The 20704-nt window shown below is 55.5% G+C and carries 21 protein-coding genes and 1 other RNA gene; 14 read left to right on the forward strand and 8 right to left on the reverse strand.

What is annotated here, in order from left to right; all coding sequences use genetic code 11:
* The first annotated feature begins 230 nt into the window (after window positions 1-230).
* Entirely contained in the window at window positions 231-1463 is a 1233-nt protein-coding gene (sstT, locus tag Q3V30_RS18510) for a serine/threonine transporter SstT (RefSeq protein ID WP_428979270.1), read from the forward strand.
* Window positions 1464-1626: 163 nt separating this feature from the next.
* Here sstT and Q3V30_RS18515 read toward each other — a convergent pair whose 3' ends face one another.
* The gene (locus Q3V30_RS18515; protein WP_306208285.1) at window positions 1627-3117 is read right to left on the reverse strand and encodes a UxaA family hydrolase; all 1491 of its coding nucleotides are present in this window, start codon (window positions 3115-3117) and stop codon (window positions 1627-1629) included.
* A gap of 10 nt (window positions 3118-3127) precedes the next feature.
* Window positions 3128-4576: a tagaturonate reductase gene (locus Q3V30_RS18520; RefSeq protein WP_306208287.1), complete on the reverse strand. Its 1449-nt coding sequence runs from the start codon at window positions 4574-4576 to the stop codon at window positions 3128-3130.
* Window positions 4577-5156: 580 nt separating this feature from the next.
* On the opposite strand from Q3V30_RS18520, the gene Q3V30_RS18525 reads away from it, so the two are divergent.
* The 8 genes from Q3V30_RS18525 to Q3V30_RS18560 all read left to right on the forward strand — a co-directional run bounded on the left by Q3V30_RS18525 (window position 5157) and on the right by Q3V30_RS18560 (window position 9481).
* A complete protein-coding gene (locus Q3V30_RS18525) occupies window positions 5157-5834 on the forward strand; it encodes a DedA family protein (RefSeq protein ID WP_306208289.1) in 678 nt (225 codons plus the stop codon).
* Window positions 5834-6220 carry an EnvZ/OmpR regulon moderator MzrA gene (gene mzrA, locus Q3V30_RS18530; RefSeq protein ID WP_306208292.1) on the forward strand — a complete coding sequence of 129 codons (387 nt, stop codon included), beginning with the start codon at window positions 5834-5836 and terminating at the stop codon, window positions 6218-6220. Before Q3V30_RS18525 ends, mzrA begins: the two co-directional genes overlap by 1 nt.
* 156 nt (window positions 6221-6376) lie before the next feature.
* The gene (locus tag Q3V30_RS18535) at window positions 6377-6751 is read left to right on the forward strand and encodes a DUF1090 domain-containing protein (protein WP_306208294.1); all 375 of its coding nucleotides are present in this window, start codon (window positions 6377-6379) and stop codon (window positions 6749-6751) included.
* A 46-nt stretch (window positions 6752-6797) separates the two neighbouring features.
* Window positions 6798-7103, forward strand: a complete 306-nt coding sequence (locus tag Q3V30_RS18540; RefSeq protein WP_306208296.1) for an ElaB/YgaM/YqjD family protein — start codon at window positions 6798-6800, stop codon at window positions 7101-7103.
* 2 nt (window positions 7104-7105) lie between these two features.
* Window positions 7106-7498 carry a phage holin family protein gene (locus tag Q3V30_RS18545; protein WP_306208297.1) on the forward strand — a complete coding sequence of 131 codons (393 nt, stop codon included), beginning with the start codon at window positions 7106-7108 and terminating at the stop codon, window positions 7496-7498.
* The gene (locus Q3V30_RS18550; RefSeq protein WP_306208298.1) at window positions 7498-7779 is read left to right on the forward strand and encodes a YqjK-like family protein; all 282 of its coding nucleotides are present in this window, start codon (window positions 7498-7500) and stop codon (window positions 7777-7779) included. Before Q3V30_RS18545 ends, Q3V30_RS18550 begins: the two co-directional genes overlap by 1 nt.
* Window positions 7780-8024: 245 nt before the next feature.
* A complete protein-coding gene (locus tag Q3V30_RS18555) occupies window positions 8025-8417 on the forward strand; it encodes a DoxX family protein (protein ID WP_306208300.1) in 393 nt (130 codons plus the stop codon).
* Between the two features lie 77 nt (window positions 8418-8494).
* A complete protein-coding gene (locus tag Q3V30_RS18560; protein ID WP_306208302.1) occupies window positions 8495-9481 on the forward strand; it encodes a glutathione S-transferase family protein in 987 nt (328 codons plus the stop codon).
* A gap of 195 nt (window positions 9482-9676) precedes the next feature.
* Here the strand turns inward: Q3V30_RS18560 and Q3V30_RS18565 are convergent, their stop codons facing one another.
* Window positions 9677-10579, reverse strand: coding sequence for a LysR family transcriptional regulator (locus Q3V30_RS18565; RefSeq protein ID WP_306208304.1), 903 nt, complete (start codon window positions 10577-10579; stop codon window positions 9677-9679).
* Window positions 10580-10703: 124 nt separating this feature from the next.
* On the opposite strand from Q3V30_RS18565, the gene Q3V30_RS18570 reads away from it, so the two are divergent.
* Complete coding sequence (locus Q3V30_RS18570) at window positions 10704-11408, forward strand: pirin family protein (protein WP_306208306.1); 705 nt, start codon at window positions 10704-10706, stop codon at window positions 11406-11408.
* A 163-nt stretch (window positions 11409-11571) separates the two neighbouring features.
* Here Q3V30_RS18570 and Q3V30_RS18575 read toward each other — a convergent pair whose 3' ends face one another.
* From Q3V30_RS18575 to rsmI, 3 genes are all read right to left on the reverse strand, one after another.
* A complete protein-coding gene (locus Q3V30_RS18575) occupies window positions 11572-12144 on the reverse strand; it encodes a UPF0149 family protein (RefSeq protein WP_306208308.1) in 573 nt (190 codons plus the stop codon).
* Between the two features lie 364 nt (window positions 12145-12508).
* Window positions 12509-12886: RNase P RNA component class A (rnpB, locus tag Q3V30_RS18580), an RNA gene on the reverse strand.
* Window positions 12887-12918: 32 nt separating this feature from the next.
* Window positions 12919-13776, reverse strand: a complete 858-nt coding sequence (gene rsmI / locus Q3V30_RS18585) for a 16S rRNA (cytidine(1402)-2'-O)-methyltransferase (protein ID WP_306208310.1) — start codon at window positions 13774-13776, stop codon at window positions 12919-12921.
* 62 nt (window positions 13777-13838) lie between these two features.
* Between rsmI and Q3V30_RS18590 the strand changes: the two genes are divergently transcribed.
* From Q3V30_RS18590 to dolP, 4 genes are read left to right on the forward strand one after another with little or no spacing between them, the layout of a single operon-like run.
* Entirely contained in the window at window positions 13839-15911 is a 2073-nt protein-coding gene (locus Q3V30_RS18590; protein WP_306208312.1) for a penicillin-binding protein activator, read from the forward strand.
* On the forward strand, window positions 15869-16261 hold the full coding sequence (locus Q3V30_RS18595) for a YraN family protein (protein ID WP_306208314.1): 393 nt from the start codon (window positions 15869-15871) through the stop codon (window positions 16259-16261). The genes Q3V30_RS18590 and Q3V30_RS18595 overlap by 43 nt, the downstream gene beginning before the upstream one ends.
* A complete protein-coding gene (gene diaA / locus Q3V30_RS18600; protein ID WP_412916637.1) occupies window positions 16242-16883 on the forward strand; it encodes a DnaA initiator-associating protein DiaA in 642 nt (213 codons plus the stop codon). The genes Q3V30_RS18595 and diaA overlap by 20 nt, the downstream gene beginning before the upstream one ends.
* 10 nt (window positions 16884-16893) lie before the next feature.
* On the forward strand, window positions 16894-17466 hold the full coding sequence (gene dolP, locus Q3V30_RS18605) for a division/outer membrane stress-associated lipid-binding lipoprotein (protein WP_306208316.1): 573 nt from the start codon (window positions 16894-16896) through the stop codon (window positions 17464-17466).
* A 138-nt stretch (window positions 17467-17604) separates the two neighbouring features.
* Here the strand turns inward: dolP and Q3V30_RS18610 are convergent, their stop codons facing one another.
* Complete coding sequence (locus Q3V30_RS18610; protein WP_306208318.1) at window positions 17605-19515, reverse strand: BglG family transcription antiterminator; 1911 nt, start codon at window positions 19513-19515, stop codon at window positions 17605-17607.
* 58 nt (window positions 19516-19573) lie between these two features.
* Window positions 19574-20677, reverse strand: coding sequence for a lactonase family protein (locus Q3V30_RS18615; RefSeq protein WP_306213247.1), 1104 nt, complete (start codon window positions 20675-20677; stop codon window positions 19574-19576).
* Window positions 20678-20704: the final 27 nt, after the last annotated feature.

Raw genomic sequence — 20704 nt, forward strand, 5'->3', positions numbered from 1 at the left:
TGCCGCTGGCGAAGGGCTGGCTAAGACCAGCCCTCCGTATCGCTTACCGCCAGATCTTCCTTTAATGCCCGCCAATTCTTACCGACCTCAATTTTTCGAGACTTTTCCCTTCCCCTGCCATCACATTTCCTTATACTCACCCGCGCAAACACACCGATGCCGCACTATCCAGCGCAAACGATGCTGGTGCGCATTGTTATTAATAACAAAAATGGTTTTTTATTATGAGTATGGAAAAAAGTCGTCCCGGACTGGTGCAGCGCCTGATGCAGGGAAGCCTGGTGAGCCAAATCATGATCGGCCTGGTGGCCGGGATTGCGCTGGCGTGGTTCTCCAAAGAGAGCGCGCTCTCCGTTGCCCTGCTGGGTACCCTGTTTGTCAACGCGCTGAAGGCGGTTGCGCCGCTGCTGGTGATGGTTCTGGTGATTGCCTCTATTGCTAACCATAAGCACGGCAATAAAACCAGCATCCGCCCCATCATCATCCTCTATCTGCTGAGCACCTTCTGCGCCGCCGTGGTCGCCGTAGTGTTCAGTCATCTGCTGCCGCAGACCCTGACGCTGACCGATGCCAGCCAGCAAATCACGCCGCCCTCCGGGATTCTGGAAGTGCTGAACGGCCTGCTGATGAGCATGGTCTCGAACCCTGTTGATGCGCTGATGCACGCTAATTACATCGGGATCCTGGTCTGGGCAATTGGCCTGGGCTTTGCGTTCCGCCACAGCAGTGACACTACGCGCGCTTTTCTGAATGATGCCTCCAACGCCGTGACTTATCTGGTGCGCATTGTGATCCGCTTTGCCCCCATCGGTATCTTTGGCCTGGTGGCCTCGATTCTGGCTTCGACCGGATTCTCTGCATTGTGGGATTACGCGCACCTGCTCTGCCTGCTGATTGGCTGTATGCTGCTGATGGCGCTGGTGTTTAACCCTCTGCTGGTCTACTGGAAAATCCGCCGCAATCCCTATCCGCTGGTCTTTACCTGCCTGCGCGAAAGCGGCGTAACCGCCTTCTTTACCCGCAGCTCTGCGGCGAATATTCCGGTGAATATGGCGCTGGCGAAAAAGCTCAATCTGAATGAGGATACCTACTCGGTTTCGATTCCCGTTGGCGCGAACATCAGTATGGCGGGTGCCGCAATCACCATTACCGTGCTGACGCTGGCGGCAGTCAACACGCTGGGTATTCAGGTCGATATCAGTACCGCGATCCTGCTGAGCCTGGTGGCTTCCATTTGTGCGTGCGGCGCCTCTGGCGTGGCGGGCGGCTCGCTGCTGCTGATCCCGGTAGCCTGTAATATGTTTGGTATTCCGAACGAGGTTGCCATGCAGGTGGTCGCGGTGGGCTTTATTATCGGTGTGCTGCAGGATTCCGCAGAGACCGCGCTGAACTCCTCGGCGGATATTCTCTTTACGGCCGCGGCCTGCATGGCTGAAGATCGCCATCAGGAACGCCGCGCCTGAAAGGCTGTTGAAGCAGCATTGAGATGCAAAGCGGGCTTCTGCTGAGGAATTTTCACTCTGAGTGAGCTTTGGCAGAAGAGTCAGCCCAGCACCGCTTTACAGCAGGCTCGTCACCCGAGGTGGCGAGCCTGCTCTGTTTCCCTGCTGTGGCCTTATGCCCTCTTCAGAGCGTGACGCCGCTTTTGAAAATCGCCAGCTCCCTGAAATCGTTCTGTTCATTACGGGTCTGGCGACCATTGGCAATCTCCACCAGCGTATCGACAAACTTCTCCAGCAGCACCGACATCTCCGTTCCTTTGATCAATACCCCGGCATCAAAATCAATCCAGTGCGGTTTTTTCGCGGCCAGCTCGCTGTTGGTGGAAAGTTTAACCGTGGGCACAAAACCGCCGTAAGGCGTGCCGCGTCCGGTACTGAACAGCACCATATGGCAGCCTGCGCCTGCCAGCGCGCTGGTTGCCACCGCATCATTACCTGGCGCGCTGAGCAGGTTCAGGCCCGGCTGATGAAGGCGTTCACCATATTTCAGTACATCAACCACCTGACTTTCTCCCGCCTTCTGCGTACAGCCAAGAGACTTTTCTTCCAGCGTGGTGATGCCGCCCGCTTTGTTGCCTGGCGACGGGTTTTCGTAGATCGGCTGATTGTGGTCGATGAAATAGCGCTTAAAGTCATTGATCATACTTACCGTTTTGGCAAACGTCGCTTCGTCGCGGCAGCGGCTCATCAGGATCCGCTCAGCACCAAACATCTCCGGCACTTCGGTCAGCACCGTGGTGCCGCCGTTGGCGATCATCTGGTCGGAAAAACGCCCCAGCAACGGGTTGGCGGTAATACCGGACAAGCCATCCGAGCCTCCGCACTCCAGGCCAAATTTCAGTTCGCTCAGGCGGCCTGGCTGGCGCTGGTCGTGTCGCATAACCTCAAACAGCTGGCGAAGATGTTCCAGCCCGGCCTCGACCTCATCATCATGCTGTTGCAGCGCCATAAAATGTACGCGCTCAGCATCATAATCGCCCAGCGTTTCCCGGAAGATATCCACCTGATTGTTTTCGCAGCCCAGCCCAATCACCAGCACCGCGCCCGCGTTGGGATGGCGCACCATATTTTGCAGCATGGTGCGGGTATTTTCATGATCCTGCCCGAGCTGCGAGCAGCCAAAAGGGTGAGTGAAGAGGTGGACGCCATCAATGCCCGCCGCGTCATTACTCTCTTTCAGAAAGCGGGTAACCATCTGCCTGGCAATACCGTTTACGCAACCTACCGTTGGCAATATCCACAGCTCGTTGCGGATCCCGACGTCGCCATTCTTCCGCCGGAAAATTTGCACCTCACGGTCGCCAGCCTGAGGCGGTAAGGTAGCGAAGTCGGGCTGATAGCTGTACTCATCCAGATCGTTCAGATTGGTACGGGTGTTATGGGAATGCAGCGTCTCACCGGCCGCTACCGGCACGGTGGCATGACCGATGGGCAGGCCATATTTCACCACCAGATCGCCCACGGCCAGCGGCTGAAGCGCACATTTATGCCCCCGCTCCATGCTCTGCTTCAGGATCACCTCCAGCCCTTCCAGGCTCAGACGTTCGCCTTCAGCGAGATCGGTTAAAGCTACCGCCACGTTATCGTTTGGATGAATTTTAATGTAACGCTGCATCTGTTGTTCCTCAGTTCAAACGCATCAATGCCTGACGCATGCCATCGCCGACAATGCGCTGCAAATGTTCTGTCAGCGTGGCGGTCAGGCCGCTGACGCTGTTTAACTCTTCGCCCCAGTGACCCGATGCGCTCAGCACCGCTTCAACCAGCTGCTGCGGCGCCATTTTTCCACTATCGACCTGCTGCCACAGCGTGGCGAACGTTGTCAGCCAGGCTTCATCATCCTGCAAAGCAAAGCTCTCTTCTCCCCGCTTGCCGCGGTAATAAGCCAGCAGGGCGGCAAAAGCAAAGGTGAGACGCGCAGGCGGTTCGCCATGCAACTCACAGTGCCTCAGGATTTGGGGCAGTAAACGGGTGCGAAACTTGGCCATGCTGTTCAGGGCGATAGCCTGTAACTGATGACGGATAAAAGGATTACGGAAGCGGCTCAGCACCGCATCGGCAAAGCTGTTGAGCTCATCAGGATGCTGGGAAAGCGCAGGGATAATCTCCTCTCTCAGCGTGCTGTCAACGAAAGCGGCAATCTCTGCATCGGCCATCGCTTCCCCAACCGTATCCAGTCCGGCGAGGTAAGCGACCGGCATCATGGCCGTATGCGCTCCGTTCAGTATCGCTACCTTCTGCTCTTTGTAGGGTTTGATGTCATCCACCAACCGGATATTCAGTGGAAACTTATCCAGGCAAAGCGCCTGTTCCAGCCAGGCTGGCCCCTGGATCGCCAGCAGATAGTAGATCTCTCCCGCCACCAGGTACTCATCCTGATAGCCCAGCTGCTGCTGGATTTCAGCGGCGTCCTGCGGATAGCCAGTGACAATTCTGTCGACCAGCGTTGAGCAGAAGGTGTTGTGCTGCTCAAGCCACTGCACAAAGGCAGAGGGAAGCGCCCAGTAGTGCGCATAGCGCAGCACCAGTGCCTTCAGCGCCTCGCCGTTGTCATCAATCAGCTCACAGGGCAGCATCACCCACCCTTTATCGCTGGCGCCGGAAAAGTGCTGCCAGCGGGCAAACAGCAACTGCGTCAGCCTGGCGGGAAAACTGGCGGGCGGCGTATCTTCCAGACCGTCGTTTGGGTCATAGTGAATACCGGCTTCGGTGGTATTAGAGAAAACGAAGCGGATGTCCTCCTCCCTGGCCAGCGCCATAAAGGCTTCGTATTGCCGCCAGGGGTGGATCTCTGCATTAACTGAGCGGATAAGCCGCGGTTCGCTCACCACTTCCCCCTGCTCGTTCACTCCACGGATCAGGGTGGTATAGAGCCCATCCTGGGCATTAAGGCTCCGCGTGCTCTGGCTGTTGCGCGGGCGCACTACAACAATGCCCGCATCAAGGTCGGTATGTTCATTCAGCAGGTCAATTTGCCAGCCAACAAAAGCGCGCAGAAAATTGCCCTCACCGAACTGAATGATTTTTGTCGGGTGAGCCCGCCCCGGGAAATTTTTGCGGTTCAATGCTGGCATAGCCCTATCCTTTACCTGAAACCTGAGAGTAAGTCAGCGCTACAGAATGGCCGACCAATGGCTTCATGTTTAAAAGGGAACAGCAGGGTTGTCCCTCTCCTCGCCGGGTAATTGCAGGTTCGATCACACATTCAGGGTTTAATTGTGTATAAAAAACCGTTGTGGAGAGATTTTCGCCAGCAGTAAATAAGGAAAATGGAATACGACTCTGGAAACAGGCCACTCAAAGCTTTTTACAGCCCAAATGCTGATAAATCGCTTTTTTCTAAATATCGTTTTCCCGCCATTCTTTTCAAAATAAGCGCTATAATGTCAGCCTGTGTAAAACTTCTTTTACCTGACTCCCAGGCCCTGTAAAACAACCTTGGCGACGAGTTTCTCCTGTCTCATTCGCCGGTATTTTGTTACAGTTAAGCGCCTTTTCTTATCGTTTGAGACGGTATTCAGGGGGCGTTCCGTTTTTGCCTGTTAACCATAATAGTCTCTGTGTTCAGACTGGGTGCCGCGCTCATAATAACGATTAACTCTTCGCGCCGGCCTCGTGCAGAACACCGTAAACAATGATGTTCGGGAACACCCAATGGATATTTTTAAAGCCCTGGTTCAAGCGCTTTGGCAACAAGATTTCGTCACTCTTTCCGACCCTACTCTGGTGTGGGCCATCTATTTTGTCCTGTTTATGATCCTTTTTCTGGAAAATGGCCTGCTTCCCGCTGCTTTCCTGCCTGGTGACAGCCTGCTGGTATTAGTGGGCGTACTGATTGCTAAAGGGACCTTAACCTTCCCTATGACCTTGTTTATTCTTACCACGGCGGCAAGCCTGGGATGCTGGGTCAGCTATTTACAGGGAAAATGGTTGGGCAACACCCCTACCGTGCAAAAGTGGCTGTCGCACCTGCCCGCGCAATATCATCAGCGGGCGCATCAACTTTTCCACAAACATGGTCTTTCTGCGCTGCTTATCGGCCGCTTTATTGCCTTCGTCAGAACGCTGCTGCCCACTATCGCTGGCCTTTCAGGCCTGAGTAATGCCCGCTTCCAGTTTTTTAACTGGATTAGCGCACTGCTGTGGGTGCTGATTCTGACGGTGCTGGGCTTCGCGCTGGGCAAGACCCCTATTTTTCGCAAATACGAAGATCAGCTGATGTTCTGTCTGATGCTGCTGCCGCTGGTGCTGCTGGTCTTTGGTTTGGTTGGCTCACTGGTCGTGCTCTGGCGCAAAAAGCGCAGCGCGAACAATGAGAAAGGAAATTCATAATGCTGGCTCTGCTCAAACCTTATCTCTCTGTGCGGGTGTTCTCTATCCTCATAGTTTCTCTTGCGGCGCTGATGATGGTGATATTTGTCCCTTCACTTTTCCGTAATGAGACCGCCCTGCAAATTCGCGTCTCGCGTCAGGGCACTACGCTGCCCGATGGGTTTTATGTTTATCAGCGGCTGAATGCCGAGGGGATCCCCATCAAGAGCATCACGCCGGACAATAACTCGCTGGTGATACGTTTTGATACCGAAGAACAGAGCATTGCGGCGGAGAAGGTCCTGCACCAGATGCTGCCCCATGGCTTCGATATTGGCCAGATCGATCCCTCTGGCTCCTCACAGTTAATGAACCGCCTTACCCTGCGAAAGCAGTCGGTAGGCTAATTTTTCGCCGGTTCAGCAAGCTATCCCTAAGAATCTTCTCTCTTTTTGAGCTTTTCAGGTTTTCTGACTATGCTTATCAGGCCAGAGAGACCCGATTCGTTTTTCAGGACTACCGGGTCGTCCAGCGACCCAACACAATGGAAGGTAACAATAAGCATGAAATACCGCACTCTCCTCGGACTCAGTCTGTTTACTCTGACCACATTTGCCAGTGCTGCGGACACATTGTGTCTGCAAAAAGAGCAGGAAATTCAGCATGAAATCGACCTGGCCCAGAAACATGACAATCAACGTCGTGTCACCGGCCTGGAGCGCGCGCTGACGGAAGCGAAAGCGGGCTGCACCGATGAAAAGCTGAAGGCGCAGCATCAGGATAAGATTGCTGAGCAGAAGCAAAAAGTGGCCGAGCGGCAGAAAGAGCTGGAGAAAGAAAAAGCGGACGGCGATGACAGTAAAAAAATTGCCAAGCGTGAAAGGAAACTGGCAGAAGCAGAACAAGAACTGAAGGAAGTTCAGGCTGCACCTTACTAAAGTAAGGGCACCGGACTCTCATTACTGACCATCAAAGGAGTTTGTCATGTCAAAAGATACTACGTCTGAACATCTGCGTGCAGAACTGAAAACCCTGGCGGATACGCTGGAAGAAGTGCTGAGCAACACCGGTGACAAATCCAAAACCGAGCTGGACAAGCTGCGCAGCAAAGCGCAGAGCGCGCTAAAAGATACCCGTGCACGCCTGGGCGACTCTGGTGAGCGTATTGCTCAAACCTCACGTGAAGTAGCCGATCAGGCTGATGTTTACGTGCGTGAAAACCCCTGGACCAGCGTAGGAATTGGTGCCGCCATTGGTGTGGTACTGGGCGTCCTGCTGACGCGCCGTTAATTATGGCAGATTCTCAACAACGCCACGGCCCCGGCAAAGGGGTCATTGACATCGGACAGCGTATCGTCACTACCATAGTGGGGATTGTGGAAACGCGTGTGCGGCTGGCAGTGGTCGAGCTTGAGGAAGAGAAAGCCAATCTGATCCAGATGCTGATCATGATTGGCCTTACTATGCTCTTCACCGCGTTCGGTCTGATGAGCCTGATGGTGCTGATCATCTGGGCAGTCGATGCACAGTATCGCCTGATGGCGATTGGCGTCACTACCGCCGTGCTGTTTGCCCTGGCCCTTATCTTTGGACTCTGGACGCTAGCCAAATCACGCCGCTCTACGTTGTTAAGCGTCACCCGTAAAGAGTTGAAGTCTGACCGGAAGCTCCTGGAGGATGATTGATGAGCCGCGAGCGTGATGAACGCAAAGCAGAGCTGCTGCGTGAAATCCAGCAGCAGCGGCTTGACCTGAGCGCCGGTAAAAAGCGTTTTCTGGCCAGCACGGCCCGCTATGACCATGGCTGGCTGACGCTGGTTGGACTGCGGCGCTATGTGGCTGTGGGAAGCGGCCTGATGGCTATCTGGTCTGTGCGCAACCCGCGCTTTATTACCCGTTGGGCGAAGCGCGGCATTGGCGCGTGGAGCACCTGGCGCATGGTTCGTACCTATCTTCCCCGTCGTTAGCCCCTTCAGCCCTCGCTGAGAGGGGCTTTTTTATTTCTTCCCCCCGTCAGAGTCCAGCAACGTCTGGATCGATCCTGCTATTCAATTTTCCTGAAGAACATCGACAGTTTATCTCGCTTACAATACTCCCCTTTCGCGAATATTATCTCCTGCAACGAACGGTACTGAGCGGTAAACACGCGTCGGGCCTGAATAAAACGTCGCAGGTAAAATTACCTGCCTGATAAAACTTGTTAGGGTGAATCATGAAAAAATTAGAAGATATCGGCTTTTTGGTTGCGCGCATTCTGATGCCAGTGCTGTTTATTGTCGCAGGCTGGGGAAAAATTAACGGCTATGCCGGTACTCAGCAATACATGGAGCACATGGGCGTTCCGGGCTTTTTCCTGCCCCTGACTATTCTGCTTGAATTTGGCGGCGGCCTGGCAATTCTGTTCGGTCTTCTGACTCGCTTTACCGCGATCGTGACTGCCCTGTTTACCCTGATTACTGCGTTTGTCTTCCACGCTGATTTCTCTGTGGATGGAAACTCTATCAACTTCATGAAAAACCTGAGCATTGCCGGTGGCTATCTGCTGCTGTTCATTACCGGCCCTGGCGCAATCAGCCTGGATCGCATCCTGAACAAAAAGTGGTAAGAAACACCCGCTATACTGAGTAGCATCGAAGCGAGGAGACGAGATCCTCGCTTTTTCATTTGTATGAGGGAAGGATCATGGGACAACTGATTGACGGTGTCTGGCACGATAACTGGTACGATACCAAATCCACCGGCGGACGTTTCAAGCGCTCGGAATCGGCATTCCGCAACTGGGTGACTGTGAATGGCGAAGCAGGCCCAACCGGCAACAGCGGCTTTCGTGCTGAAGCAGATCGTTATCATCTCTATGTTTCTCTGGCCTGCCCCTGGGCGCATCGCACGCTGATTATGCGCTCGCTGAAAGGGCTCGAATCACTGATTTCCGTTTCCGTGGTTCATCCACTGATGCTGGAAAATGGCTGGACATTCGACGATGACTTCCCGGCAGCCACGGGCGACAGCCTCTATCAAAACGAATATCTTTATCAGCTCTATCTGCATGCGGACAAAGAGTATACCGGCCGCGTGACCGTTCCCGTGCTGTGGGACAAGCAGCAAAATACCATCGTCAGCAACGAGTCTGCCGACATCCTGCGTATGTTCAACAGCGCTTTTGATGCTGTTGGAGCAAAAGCGGGAGATTACTATCCTGCCGATCTGCGCAGCAAAATTGATGAGGTGAACAGCTGGGTTTACGACACCGTGAATAATGGCGTCTATAAATCTGGCTTTGCCACTTCCCAGCAGGCTTACGATGAAGCGGTTACCGCGCTGTTCCGCTCGCTGGATCGCCTTGAGCAAATGCTCGGCCAGCACCGTTATCTGACCGGTGACAGGCTGACAGAGGCCGATCTGCGGCTGTGGACGACGCTGGTAAGATTTGACCCGGTCTACGTGACGCATTTCAAATGCGACAGGCACCGTATTAGTGACTACCTGAATCTGAATGGCTTCCTGCGGGAAATCTATCAGATGCCAGGCCTGGCAGAAACGGTCAATCTGCCGCATATCCGCCATCACTATTACTGCAGCCATAAAACGATCAACCCGTCCGGGGTGATCTCTCTCGGCCCCGCCTTCAACTGGGATGAGCCGCACGGTCGCGACGAGCGATTCCGTTAATCTTTATGCTGCCGGCAGCAACGAAAACGGCCTCCTTTTCCAGGGAGGCCGTTTTTTATCGGTTTTCAGGCGGCTTGAGTACCTTACCTTGCTTTCGCCGTTGCACGCGGCCAGATTACTGCGCCTTGCCTTGATTCAGGCACGGCACGGCACGTGATTGCTGCGCCTGGCCTTGATTTCGTCGTTGCTTGCGGTTTAGTTGTTTCGCTTTGCCATCAGTTTTGGGATCTCACGCAGGCACCAGGCTTTTGCTTCGCCCATGCTGTCACGCCGCCAGGCCATGATAATGTCAACCTCGCGGGTATATTCCGGGCTGACAACGCGCAGCCGGCCTTCAGCAATATCCTGTTCCACCATCGGATAGGGCATGGAAGCCACCCCCAGCCCGGCAAGCAGCGCACGGTGCTTGTCTTCGATTGAGCTGACGGTCAGCCGTTGTTGTTTGTCCAGCAGCTGCACAGTGAGTACCGGCCGCTCCCGCGCGGTATCTGCGACGGCAATCCCGCGATATTTCACCCTGGTGACCTCTGAGAGCGGCTCTGGCTCGTCATGAATGGGATGATCCGGGCTGGCAACTATCACGCTGATCATGCTGTAGAGCTTGCGGGTATTGATCTCCGACGAGGCGCGAAAATGCATATCCGGTGCAATCACAATATCCGCCCGGCCTTGCTCAAGCCGCTCCCAGGCACCCGCCAGCACCTCAGTGACCAGCGAAATTTGCGTATTGGCTTTTTCGGCCAGCTTATCCAGCAGCGGAAACAGATGGCGGCTGGGCACCAGCGCTTCCGTAACAATCGTCAGGTGGGTTTCCCACCCTCTCGCCAGCGCCTCAGCATCTGTCGTCAGCTTATCGGCCGCTTCCAGCAACACTCTTCCGCGCTCAAGCAGCATCCGGCCTACGTTGGTAAATTTGGTACGATGGCCGGAACGGTCAAACAGCACCACATCCAGCTCCTCTTCCAGTTTCTGCATCGTGTAACTCAGGGCAGAAGGGACGCGGCCCAGCTCATCCGCCGCAGCCGCAAAACTTCCCCGCCGATCAATCGCATCCATTACTCTCAGCGCTTCCAGCGTCAGGGCGCGGTCTTTAGCCATAGCAGTTCTCTGTCAGGAATTTTGAATATACCGAGCAGATTAACTGGCTAACAATCTGCCGTCCAGAAACTTACCATAGAAGGATAATAAACGGTCAGCGAAATGCGCTGACCGGGGAGGATATATGATTACCAGTCGCACCGCGCAAGCGTGTGGCAAGGCTGATTATGGCTGGCTGCAAGCGCGTTACACCTTTTCCTTTGGCCACTATTTTGACCCTAAATTACTGGGCTATGCGTCGTTACGCGTGCTCAATCAGGAAGTGCTGGCACCAGGGGCTTCCTTTCAACCAAGAACCTATCCAAAGGTCGATGTACTGAACCTGATCCTGCAGGGCGAGGCGGAATATCGTGACAGCGAAGGCAATCATGTCACCGCCGGTGCGGGCGAGGCTTTGCTGTTGTCTACCCAGCCTGGCGTAAGCTACAGCGAATTCAATCTCAGTAAAGAGCAGGAGCTGACGCGCATGCAGCTGTGGCTGGATGCCTGTCCTGAGCGTGAGAACGCCGGAGTGCAGCGGATAGCGATGGCTGAGAAGGCCCGTTATATGCTGCTTGCTTCACCTGACGGCGCGGAGCGGAGCCTGCAGCTGCGTCAGCAGGTCTGGGTTCACCACGTGGTGCTGAAGCCAGGAGAGACGCAGACCGTGAAGCTTCACGGGCCGCGCGCCTATGTGCAGTCGATCCACGGCAGTTTGAATGCAGTTGCCAGCTCACAGGCTAAAGAAGAGTTAGTCTGTGGCGACGGTGCCTTTGTCTGTGACGAACAGAGCGTGACGCTGGTAGCTGAGACACCGCTGCGCGCGCTGATTATTGATTTGCCTGTTTAATTTAAGCCGGCACCAGGGAAACTTAGCGACCTGAAACAGAATCAGGCGAAAACAGAGCTGTGCGTTTTTGGTGTGCAGCTATTGCAGCACCAGGGAAAAATTTCATCATCAAAGCAAAACCCCGCTGACGCGGGGTTTTCTTTATGCAGCACAGCGGTAAAAATCAGGCGTCAGATTTACGCAGCGCCGACCAGTAACCATAAAGCTGCAATGCGGCGGGGCTGATCGCAGCCTGACTGCGTTCGTACTCTTCCGGCGTCATTTTATCGATGATCGCAGTCCCCTCTTCTGAAGCATGCAGCGCTATCGCGTCAAGTGCGGGTAGCAGGGTTTCCGGCAGGGTTGACCAGTCATCCAGCCCCACACCTCGCAGATAGCCGAAGCACCACTCTTCCACCACGATGTAATCTTCATCATCAACGGTGCTGTAACCAAACAGCGGATCGAACTGGTCAGGCGCCGTTGCGAGTCTTTCAGCAATATCGTTCTTGTGCTGGAACAGGAGGTCGTTGAACCGGGCCTCTTCCGCTTCATCAGCCCAGCGGGGAATATGCTGCTGTCCGCCCCACATCGCCGTGAGCCAGACCGAGTTCTCCAGCTTATTTGGCCCGGAGAGCACCGCAGTCAGCATGCCGTCCAGCTCAGAGATATCGAGCACCGATTCATCGTTGCCATACTCCAGCAACACTTCATCCAGCCATTCCAGTTGCTCTTCGTTAAGCGGTCCCGTATTCATACTCTGCTCCCCACAAGGATTTACGAACGATCCCTGAAGTTTACCTGCTAATCCTCTTTCCCGTAACGAAGAAAGCAGAAAGCTTGCGTTACCCTGCCCGTTGAAACGCAAAAACCCCGCCGGAGCGGGGTTTCATTGATTGTTGAAGCTGACCGGTAAGCCGCGTTCTTTTCATGGAGAGCGTCGTGGACAGTCATTCATCTACGCTGCTGAAACGCAAAAACCCCGCCGGAGCGGGGTTTCTTTGATTGTTGAAGCTGACCGGTAAGCCGCTTTCTTTTCATGGAGAGCGTCGTGGACAGTCATTCATCTTCATCTACGCTGCTGAAACGCAAAAACCCCGCCGGAGCGGGGTTTCATTGATTGTTGAAGCTGACCGGTAAGCCGGGTTCTGTCGTGGACAGTCATTCATCTAGGCCAGCAATCGCTCACTGGCTCAAGCAGCCTACCCGGGTTCAGTACGGGCCGTACCTGGTGAACCCCTATTTGGCCTTGCTCCGGGTGGAGTTTACCGTGCCACGAACTGTTGCCAGCCGCGCGGTGCGCTCTTACCGCACCCTTTCACCCTTACCTGATCCCACAAGTGGGCCATCGGCGGTTTGCTCTCTGTTGCACTGGTCGTGGGCTTGCGCCCCCCAGGCGTTACCTGGCACCCTGCCCTATGGAGCCCGGACTTTCCTCCCCTCTGTCTGTCTCCCCCGAAGGAGGACGGCAACAAAGCGGCGACTGTCTGGTCAGCTTCGGCGCGGATAATAGGGTATTCCGCGCGGTTTGTCACCCCTCTTGCTGCTCCAGGGCGTACTTATAGAGGGCATTCTTTTTCACGCCGTGGATTTCAGCGGTGATCTGGGCTGCTTTTTTCAGCGGCAGCTCTTTCTGCAGCAGGGCCAGCGTACGCAGCGCTTCCGGGGGCAGCGCATCCTCCTCCGCATGGAATCCTTCCACTATCAGCACCATCTCGCCTTTACGGCGGTTCTCATCTTCCAGCACCCAGGCCAGCAGTTCGCCCACCGGCGCGCCCTTAATGCTCTCCCACGTTTTGGTGATCTCACGGGCGAGCACCACATAGCGATCCGTTCCCCATACCGTCACCATATCCTGTAGACTCTCCAGCAGACGGTGGGTGGATTCGTAGAAAATCAGCGTGCGGGGCTCCTGTTCAAGGGCGCGCAGAGTATCGCAGCGACCTTTGCTTTTGGCCGGCAGAAATCCTTCGTAACAGAATCGATCGGACGGCAATCCGGCCGCGCTTAATGCTGTAATTGCCGCACAGGCGCCTGGCAGCGGTACAACGCGAATGCCGGCTTCGCGGCAACGACGGACCAGATGATAGCCGGGATCGTTGATCAGCGGCGTGCCGGCATCGGAAACCAACGCTATGCTTTGCCCTTCCTGGAGCTTAGCCAGCAACGTTTCTGCCTTATGCTGCTCATTGTGATCGTGCAATGCGAAGAGCCGCGCATTGATGGCGAAATGTTGTAGCAACAGCCCGGTATGACGTGTATCTTCCGCTGCGATCAGGTCGACGCCTGCAAGCACCGCCAGCGCACGTTGGGTGATATCGCCCAGGTTACCAATCGGTGTTGGAACGATATAAAGCGTGCTGGAAGAAATATCATCGCGTTGTTTCATTGTTTGATCCGAATTGCCGATTTAATATTGAGCATCTTGAAAAAAACATCACTGGATACAGTATGCTTCCTTCGAAAGTCATTCATAACAAAGCAGGACGCTGCATGCCTGTTCTGCTGGCCGCCCTGTTTTTTGCCGGGTGTACCAGCCAGGGCCCGCAAACGCCAACGGCGAATGTGCAGGGCGCAGCTACAGGCACCTCTGACTACTACCTGCAACAGATGCAGCAAAGCTCAGATGATAACAAGGTTGACTGGCAATTACTTGCAATCAAAGCGCTGCTTAACGAAGGGAAGGTCCCTCAGGCTAATGACCAGTTCTCCAGCCTGCCGCAGACGCTGAACGATACGCAACGTCAGGAAGCCCTGCTGTTAGAGGCGCAGTTAAAGCTGACGCAGCAGGACGTTAATGGCGCTACAGGGCTGCTGAAACAGGTGGATGTCGCTTCGTTATCGAAAGAGCAGCAGTCGCGTTACTATCAGTTGCAGATTGCTGTGAACCAGGGGCGTCCCTCTCTGGATGTGCTTCGCGCCTACATTGCGCAGGAGCCGCTGCTGGGTAATCCGGCCGATAAGCAGAAAAATATCGACGCCACCTGGCAAACGCTGGTGCAGCTGACGCCCGATCAGGTCAACAATATGGTGATCAACGCGGACGAAAACATTCTGCAGGGCTGGTTAGACTTATTGAGCGTCTACAAGGCTAACAGCAACGATCCGGATATGTTAAAATCGGGCCTTGCCGACTGGCAAACGCGCTACCCTAACAATCCGGCGGCCAAAATGCTGCCAACGGCGCTGAGCCAGGTGCAGAACTTCCAGCAGTCTTCAACCGGTAAAATTGCGTTGCTGCTGCCATTAAGCGGCCAGGCACAGGTTTTTGCCAACGCGATCCAGAAAGGCTTCAACGACGCTAAAAATGGCGTGCTGGCTCAGGCTGCCGCGCCTGCTCCTGCTGACAGTGCGCCTGCGTCGACAGATGCCGCTGCTCAGCCTGCCGCGCAGACTGACACTAACCCGGCAGATCCCGCTGCGGCAGTAAGCCCTTCAGCCGCGCCGACAGAAGCGAACGCCAATGCCGCACCGGAGAGCAACCCTGCTCAGCCACAACCTGCCGCGCAATCCGCTAACGTAGCTGACACCGCGCCGCCTTCCAGCTCTACGCAGGTGCAGGTGTATGACACCAGCACCCAGCCTGTTGATCAGGTTCTGGCGCAGGCGCAGCGGGATGGCGCCACATTAGTGGTCGGCCCGCTGATTAAAAGCAATGTAGAGAAACTTGCTTCTCTTCAGACGCCGCTCAATATCCTTGCGCTGAACGAACCAGAGTCGGTACAGAACCATCCGAATCTTTGCTATTTTGCGCTTTCTCCTGAAGACGAAGCCCGTGATGCCGCTCATCATATGTGGGATCAGGGTAAACGTTCGCCCCTGCTGTTGGTGCCACGCAGCTCGCTGGGCGACCGGGTCAGCAAAGCCTTTGCGGCTGAATGGCAGAAGCTTGGCGGCAACACGGCCCTGCTGCAGCAGTTCGGCTCCATTGGTGAGCTGAAGCAGGGGATCAACAGCGGTGCAGGCTTGCGCCTGACCGGTACGCCGATTACGCCGCAGCCAGAGCAGCCGCAGGGCGTGACCATTGCCGGGCTGACTATTCCAGCCCCGGTGCAGGAACCGGCAGCAACCACAGGTGACAACGGCAGCGTGGATGCGGTCTATATCGTGGCGACGCAGAGCGAAATGGAGCTGATCAAGCCGATGATCTCTATGCGTGTCAGCAGCCGTAACATGGTGCAGATGTATGCCAGCTCGCGCAGCTATCAGGCAGGCGCAGGCCCGGACTACCGTCTGGAGATGGAAGGGATGCAGTTCAGCGATGCCCCTCTGTTGTCCGGCGCAAATCCTGCGCTGATGCAGCAGGCAGCGAAAAATTTCAATAATGACTATTCGCTGGTTCGTCTCTATGCCATGGGCGTGGATGCCTGGACACTGGCTAACCACTTTAACGAAATGCGCCAGCTGCCAGGCTTCCAGATCAAAGGAGAAACCGGCAACCTGAGCGCTTCACAGGACTGCGTTATCAACAGGAAGTTGACATGGAGCCAGTATCGTCAGGGACAAATCGTTCCGGCAACCTGAGTCGCCAGCAAACGGGGGCGGGCTATGAGCAGCAGGCCCGCCGTCTGCTGGAGAATGCAGGTTTGACCTTTGTGGCGGCAAATGTCCGCTATCGCGCAGGAGAGATAGATCTGATCATGCGCGACAGGATGACATGGGTATTTGTCGAAGTCCGTTATCGCCGCAACGCGCTTTTTGGCGGCGCGGCGGCCAGCGTGACCCGCAGCAAGCAGCAAAAGCTGCTCCGTGCTGCGGCGCTGTGGCTCCGAAGCCGCAACAGCACACTGGAGACAGCGGACTGCCGCTTTGATGTGGTAGCGATAACCGGCACCCAGGTCGACTGGTTACCCAATGCCTTTACGGCAGAGTAGTGCTCTCTCAACGACTTACCAGGTGAATGAAGTGCTGGAAAGAATAAAAGTTTGTTTTACCGAAAGTATTCAGACGCAGATTGCAGCCGCAGAGGCGTTGCCGGATGCCATCGCTCACGCCGCGATGACGATGGTACAGTCGCTGTTAAACGGCAACAAAATTCTGAGCTGTGGCAATGGGACCTCCAGCGCCAATGCCCAGCATTTTGCGGCCAGCATGATCAACCGCTACGAGACAGAGCGCCCCAGCCTGCCCGCGATTGCACTCAGCGCGGATAACGTGCTGCTGACCGCTATCGGCAATGACAGGCTGCATGAAGAGATTTACGCCAAGCAGGTCCGTGCGCTGGGCCATGCGGGCGACATTCTGCTGGCTATCTCAACGCGCGGTAACAGCCGTGACATTGTGAAAGCCGTAGAAGCAGCGGTGACGCGCGACATGACAATCATAGCGCTAACCGGATATGACGGCGGCGAGCTCGCCGGTTTATTGGGACCGCAGGATGTGGAAATTCGCATCCCCTCGCACAGAAGCGCGAGGATTCAGGAAATGCATATGTTAACCGTGAATTGCCTGTGCGATTTAATCGATAACACGTTATTTCCCCACCAGGACGTTTGAAGGAGCTTAAATGAAGGCATTATCTGCAATGGCCGTGGTGCTGACCGCACTGATGTTACAGGGCTGCGTGGCAGCGGTTATCGGCAGTGCTGCGGTAGCGACCAAATCCGCCACTGACCCGCGCACCGTTGGCACCCAGGTGGATGACAGCACCTTAGAACTGCGCGTCAGCAATGCGCTCTCCAAAGATGAACAAATCAAAACGGATGCCCACATCGTTGCTACCGCTTACCAGGGCAAAGTGCTGTTGACGGGTCAGGCGCCTTCTGCGGATATAGCCAGCCGTGCGAAACAGATCGCCGTAGGCGTGGATGGTGCAACCGAGGTGTATAACGAGATTCGCACCGGCGATAAGGCGTCGTTCGGTACAGCCTCTTCAGATACCTGGATTACCACCAAAGTCCGTTCACAGCTGCTCTCCAGCGACCAGGTGAAATCGTCCAATGTGAAGGTGACCACCGAAAATGGCGAAGTCTTCCTGCTGGGCCTGGTGACTGAAGCTGAAGCGAAAGCGGCGGCAGATACGGCCAGTCGGGTCAGCGGCGTGAAGCACGTGACCACAGCCTTCACTATTCTGAAATAGCGCAACGCGCCCGTACAGGCCGGAGTGGAGTAGAGACTTAACGTCCCGCTCCCCCGGCCTGCACGCAAGCGTAAACCACGCTGGCACTGCAGGCAGCGACCAGGCGCCAAAACCTGATGTTTCAGCAGAGGCAGAGAGTCAAAGCCTGCTCAGACAATCCATCGCCACCGCCTTGAAGCTGGCGAAATCTCCGCTGTCACGCAGCCTTGTCATCGCCCTTTCACGCATAAACGTCACGAAGAGATCGTAGATAGCCATCGCCTCTTCATACTCCGTTTTGCTGATGGCCAGCAGAAAAATGACGTAAGCCGTCTCATCACCCCAGGCAATGCCCTGTGGAGCCAGCACGGTATAGACCACCGTTTTCTTCGCCAGCAGCCCCAGCGAGTGCGGTAAGGCAATCCCCTCGCCCAGCATGGTACTGACAATCGCCTCACGCTCTTCCACCGAAGGCCAGAAATCGCTCTCCACCACCCCTTCCCGCTCCAGCTGTTGGCACAGCGTCTGGAACAGGGTGGCCTGAGTCATGGGCTGGTCGATAACGCAGAAATGCGCAGCATCGAAGTACTTTTCCAGCATATAGGGGCGGGTGCGATCCACCAGCACCAGCTTGCCGATCTGCTCAAGCTGATACTCCGTGGGAAAAGGCGACATCACCACCACCGGTTTGCCTTTCTCGCTCAGGCGCGCCGTGGAGATCACAAAGTCCTCCTCAACGCTGCTCTTCTGCTCATATTCACGCAGCGAAATGATGCTGCTGAGAACGATCTGCGGATACTTACGGGTCAGCATGGCCTGAATCATACGTACCGTCGAGTTGCCGGTATCACAGACCAGCAGGATCTGCGGATGGCGCTGATAGCCCACGTTATAGTGCCGCTCCAGCCCGACGCCAATATGCAATACCAGAAAACCGATCTCATTTTCGCTAATCACGTAGGGGGTATATTTCCCCCAGCTGGAAACGGCCGCCAGGGTAACGTCATAAGCCATCGGATAGTGCTGTTTGATGTTGCTCAGCAGCGGGTTGGGAATATTGATCTGATAGCGGACGCGGGTGATCATCGTTTTGATATGCGTCAGCAAATCCGCCCGCAGCTGAGGATCGTTTTGCAGATTGAAATTGTAGTGGTTGTTGATGTAGCTGAGGATATAGTCCACCAGCGACTCGCCATCATCGGGGCTGATGGCGCTGGGCGCAATCTCCTCCACCCGCCGTGCGGCAATATTGACACGCAGATAGGCCTCTTCCGCAGGCGAAATCGCCTTGCCGGTAATAGGCCGCATCAGATTGATGATATGGCGGGCGGCATCGCGCACATCCTCATCCACATCCTCTGCGCTGAAGTCCGACAGTGGATAGCCTTCGCTGATACGTCTGACCGCCACGGCGCAATAGAGGCGCAGATAAAATTCGCTGTCATCCGTCATGCGGATATGGAAGCGGCTGAAACACTGATGCAGCAGCGGCTGAAGCGTTCCCAGCATGCCGCTGTTCAGCGCCTCGAGATTTAGCAGCGGATCTTCGCTGTCCTCCTGGGCAATCTGATAGAGCAGATCGGTCAGGCAGGTCCGCATCGCCACTTCGCTGCCAAACAGCTTCATGCCGTAGCGGGGCTTGGTTTCAATTGCCAGCTGATAGCGCCCCAGCCACTCTCTTACTTCAGCCATATCGCTCTGCAGCGTGGCCCGGCTGACAAACCACTCGTCGGCCAGGTCCTCCAGCTTCAGAGAAAAGGCTGAAGTAAGAAATCGGGTTAACAGATAATGTACGCGCGCGGCTGAAGTGCGGGGTACCCGGAGATGTGAAGGTGACTGCTGCTGTAGCAGGCTGTAGCGATCTGCATCCTCAATTTTTAGCTGATAGCCCTCACCGCGTGACAGCACAAAACGCACGCCGTGATCGGCCAGCAGCTCGTTCAGGGTGGTGATGTCCGTACGGACGGTACGCGTGGAAACAGCAAAGCGTCGCGCCAGCTCGTCCTGGGGCAACGTCTCGTTTTGTAACAGATCAAAAAGCTGAGCAAGGCGTTGGTTAGGGAATCTCACAAATGTTCCTGTTGTCAGGGAAGCCTGAAGCGGCCGGAAGACCCCGGCCACAATAGCATTAAGGTGTTAAAACTAACTGCGAAGGCGCGCCCACAGCGGTGTAATCATTGCTGAACGTCAGGGCACCGCTGGCAGCATCCACCTGGAAACGGGTGATGTTATCGCTGCGCTGGTTCATGGCATACAGCGTCTTACCATCTGGTGACAGCGTCAAGGTACGCGTGTAGTCGCCCCGCGTCCACACGTCATCTTTATGACTCAGCGTGCCGTTCGCTTCAATAGCAAAATGGCCGATACTGTTGTGTAAGCGGTTGGCGACATAGAGGTTTTTACCGGCTCTGTCGATCGCCAGACCGGCAGCAAAACTGGTGCCTTTATAGCCCGCAGGCAGTGCGGAGACGGTGGCGGCTTCAGTCAGCCTCCCGGTTTTGCGGTTCAGCAGATAACGGGTCAGCGTGGAGGCCTCTTCGTTGATCAAATAGATCGATTTGCCATCCGGGTGGAACACAAAATGCCTTGGCCCTGCGCCGGTTGAAGAGGCGGCAATCCAGGGCGGGCTGTTAGCCTGCAATTTGCCGTCGCTGCTCAGTCGGTACTGATAAAGGCGATCCAGTCCCAGATCCGTTGAGAAGACAAATTTACCGGTGGGATCGCTGGCGATCATATGCGCATGGGGACCGTTGTGATCGCTGATGGCAAAGCTTCCCTCCACTGCCGCTGCTGGCTTGCCTGCACCCGGCGGGCCCTGATCCTGCTGTGAGTCACTGGCTTCTGCAAGACGACCATCCGCCCTGACCGGCAGCACAGCTTTACTGCCGCTAACGTAATTTGCTACCAGCAGAAATTTCCCGTCTGGCGTCAGGGAGAGGTAGACCGGCCCCGCGCCCTGCGAACTGACCTGATTGAGCTTGCTCAGGCTGCCATCCGCCGCAATGGCATAGGCCACGACAACCCCCTTCTCGCTCTCACTGGCGACATAAAGGGTTTTGCCCTTCGCATCAATGGTGAGCTGAGCAGGATTGGGCAGATCGCTGACCAGCGTTTTACCGCTGAGCGCGCCGCTGGCGGCATCAACCTGAAAACGGTAGACCCCTTCGCCGTTGGGATTATAGCTGCCGACATAGGCAAATTGCGCCTGGGCGACCAGGGGAACCGTCGCCATCAGCGCGACAGAGACGGCAGAGATCAA

This window comes from Erwinia pyri (assembly GCF_030758455.1).
Taxonomy (GTDB): domain Bacteria; phylum Pseudomonadota; class Gammaproteobacteria; order Enterobacterales; family Enterobacteriaceae; genus Erwinia; species Erwinia pyri.

Coding starts and splice junctions, on each gene's coding strand:
- rsmI (WP_306208310.1), bottom strand. CDS start 13,776: ATGAAACAACGCGATGATATTTCTTCCAGCACGCTTTATATCGTTCCA.
- mzrA (WP_306208292.1), top strand. CDS start 5,834: ATGCTGGCTCTGCTCAAACCTTATCTCTCTGTGCGGGTGTTCTCTATC.
- Q3V30_RS18575 (WP_306208308.1), bottom strand. CDS start 12,144: ATGAATACGGGACCGCTTAACGAAGAGCAACTGGAATGGCTGGATGAA.
- Q3V30_RS18520 (WP_306208287.1), bottom strand. CDS start 4,576: ATGCCAGCATTGAACCGCAAAAATTTCCCGGGGCGGGCTCACCCGACA.
- Q3V30_RS18570 (WP_306208306.1), top strand. CDS start 10,704: ATGATTACCAGTCGCACCGCGCAAGCGTGTGGCAAGGCTGATTATGGC.
- Q3V30_RS18615 (WP_306213247.1), bottom strand. CDS start 20,677: ATGGCGACGGTTCCCCTGGTCGCCCAGGCGCAATTTGCCTATGTCGGC.
- Q3V30_RS18515 (WP_306208285.1), bottom strand. CDS start 3,117: ATGCAGCGTTACATTAAAATTCATCCAAACGATAACGTGGCGGTAGCT.
- Q3V30_RS18545 (WP_306208297.1), top strand. CDS start 7,106: ATGGCAGATTCTCAACAACGCCACGGCCCCGGCAAAGGGGTCATTGAC.
- diaA (WP_412916637.1), top strand. CDS start 16,242: ATGCCTTTACGGCAGAGTAGTGCTCTCTCAACGACTTACCAGGTGAAT.
- dolP (WP_306208316.1), top strand. CDS start 16,894: ATGAAGGCATTATCTGCAATGGCCGTGGTGCTGACCGCACTGATGTTA.
- Q3V30_RS18555 (WP_306208300.1), top strand. CDS start 8,025: ATGAAAAAATTAGAAGATATCGGCTTTTTGGTTGCGCGCATTCTGATG.
- Q3V30_RS18565 (WP_306208304.1), bottom strand. CDS start 10,579: ATGGCTAAAGACCGCGCCCTGACGCTGGAAGCGCTGAGAGTAATGGAT.
- sstT (WP_428979270.1), top strand. CDS start 231: ATGGAAAAAAGTCGTCCCGGACTGGTGCAGCGCCTGATGCAGGGAAGC.
- Q3V30_RS18525 (WP_306208289.1), top strand. CDS start 5,157: ATGGATATTTTTAAAGCCCTGGTTCAAGCGCTTTGGCAACAAGATTTC.
- Q3V30_RS18595 (WP_306208314.1), top strand. CDS start 15,869: ATGGAGCCAGTATCGTCAGGGACAAATCGTTCCGGCAACCTGAGTCGC.
- Q3V30_RS18535 (WP_306208294.1), top strand. CDS start 6,377: ATGAAATACCGCACTCTCCTCGGACTCAGTCTGTTTACTCTGACCACA.
- Q3V30_RS18560 (WP_306208302.1), top strand. CDS start 8,495: ATGGGACAACTGATTGACGGTGTCTGGCACGATAACTGGTACGATACC.
- Q3V30_RS18540 (WP_306208296.1), top strand. CDS start 6,798: ATGTCAAAAGATACTACGTCTGAACATCTGCGTGCAGAACTGAAAACC.
- Q3V30_RS18590 (WP_306208312.1), top strand. CDS start 13,839: ATGCTTCCTTCGAAAGTCATTCATAACAAAGCAGGACGCTGCATGCCT.
- Q3V30_RS18550 (WP_306208298.1), top strand. CDS start 7,498: ATGAGCCGCGAGCGTGATGAACGCAAAGCAGAGCTGCTGCGTGAAATC.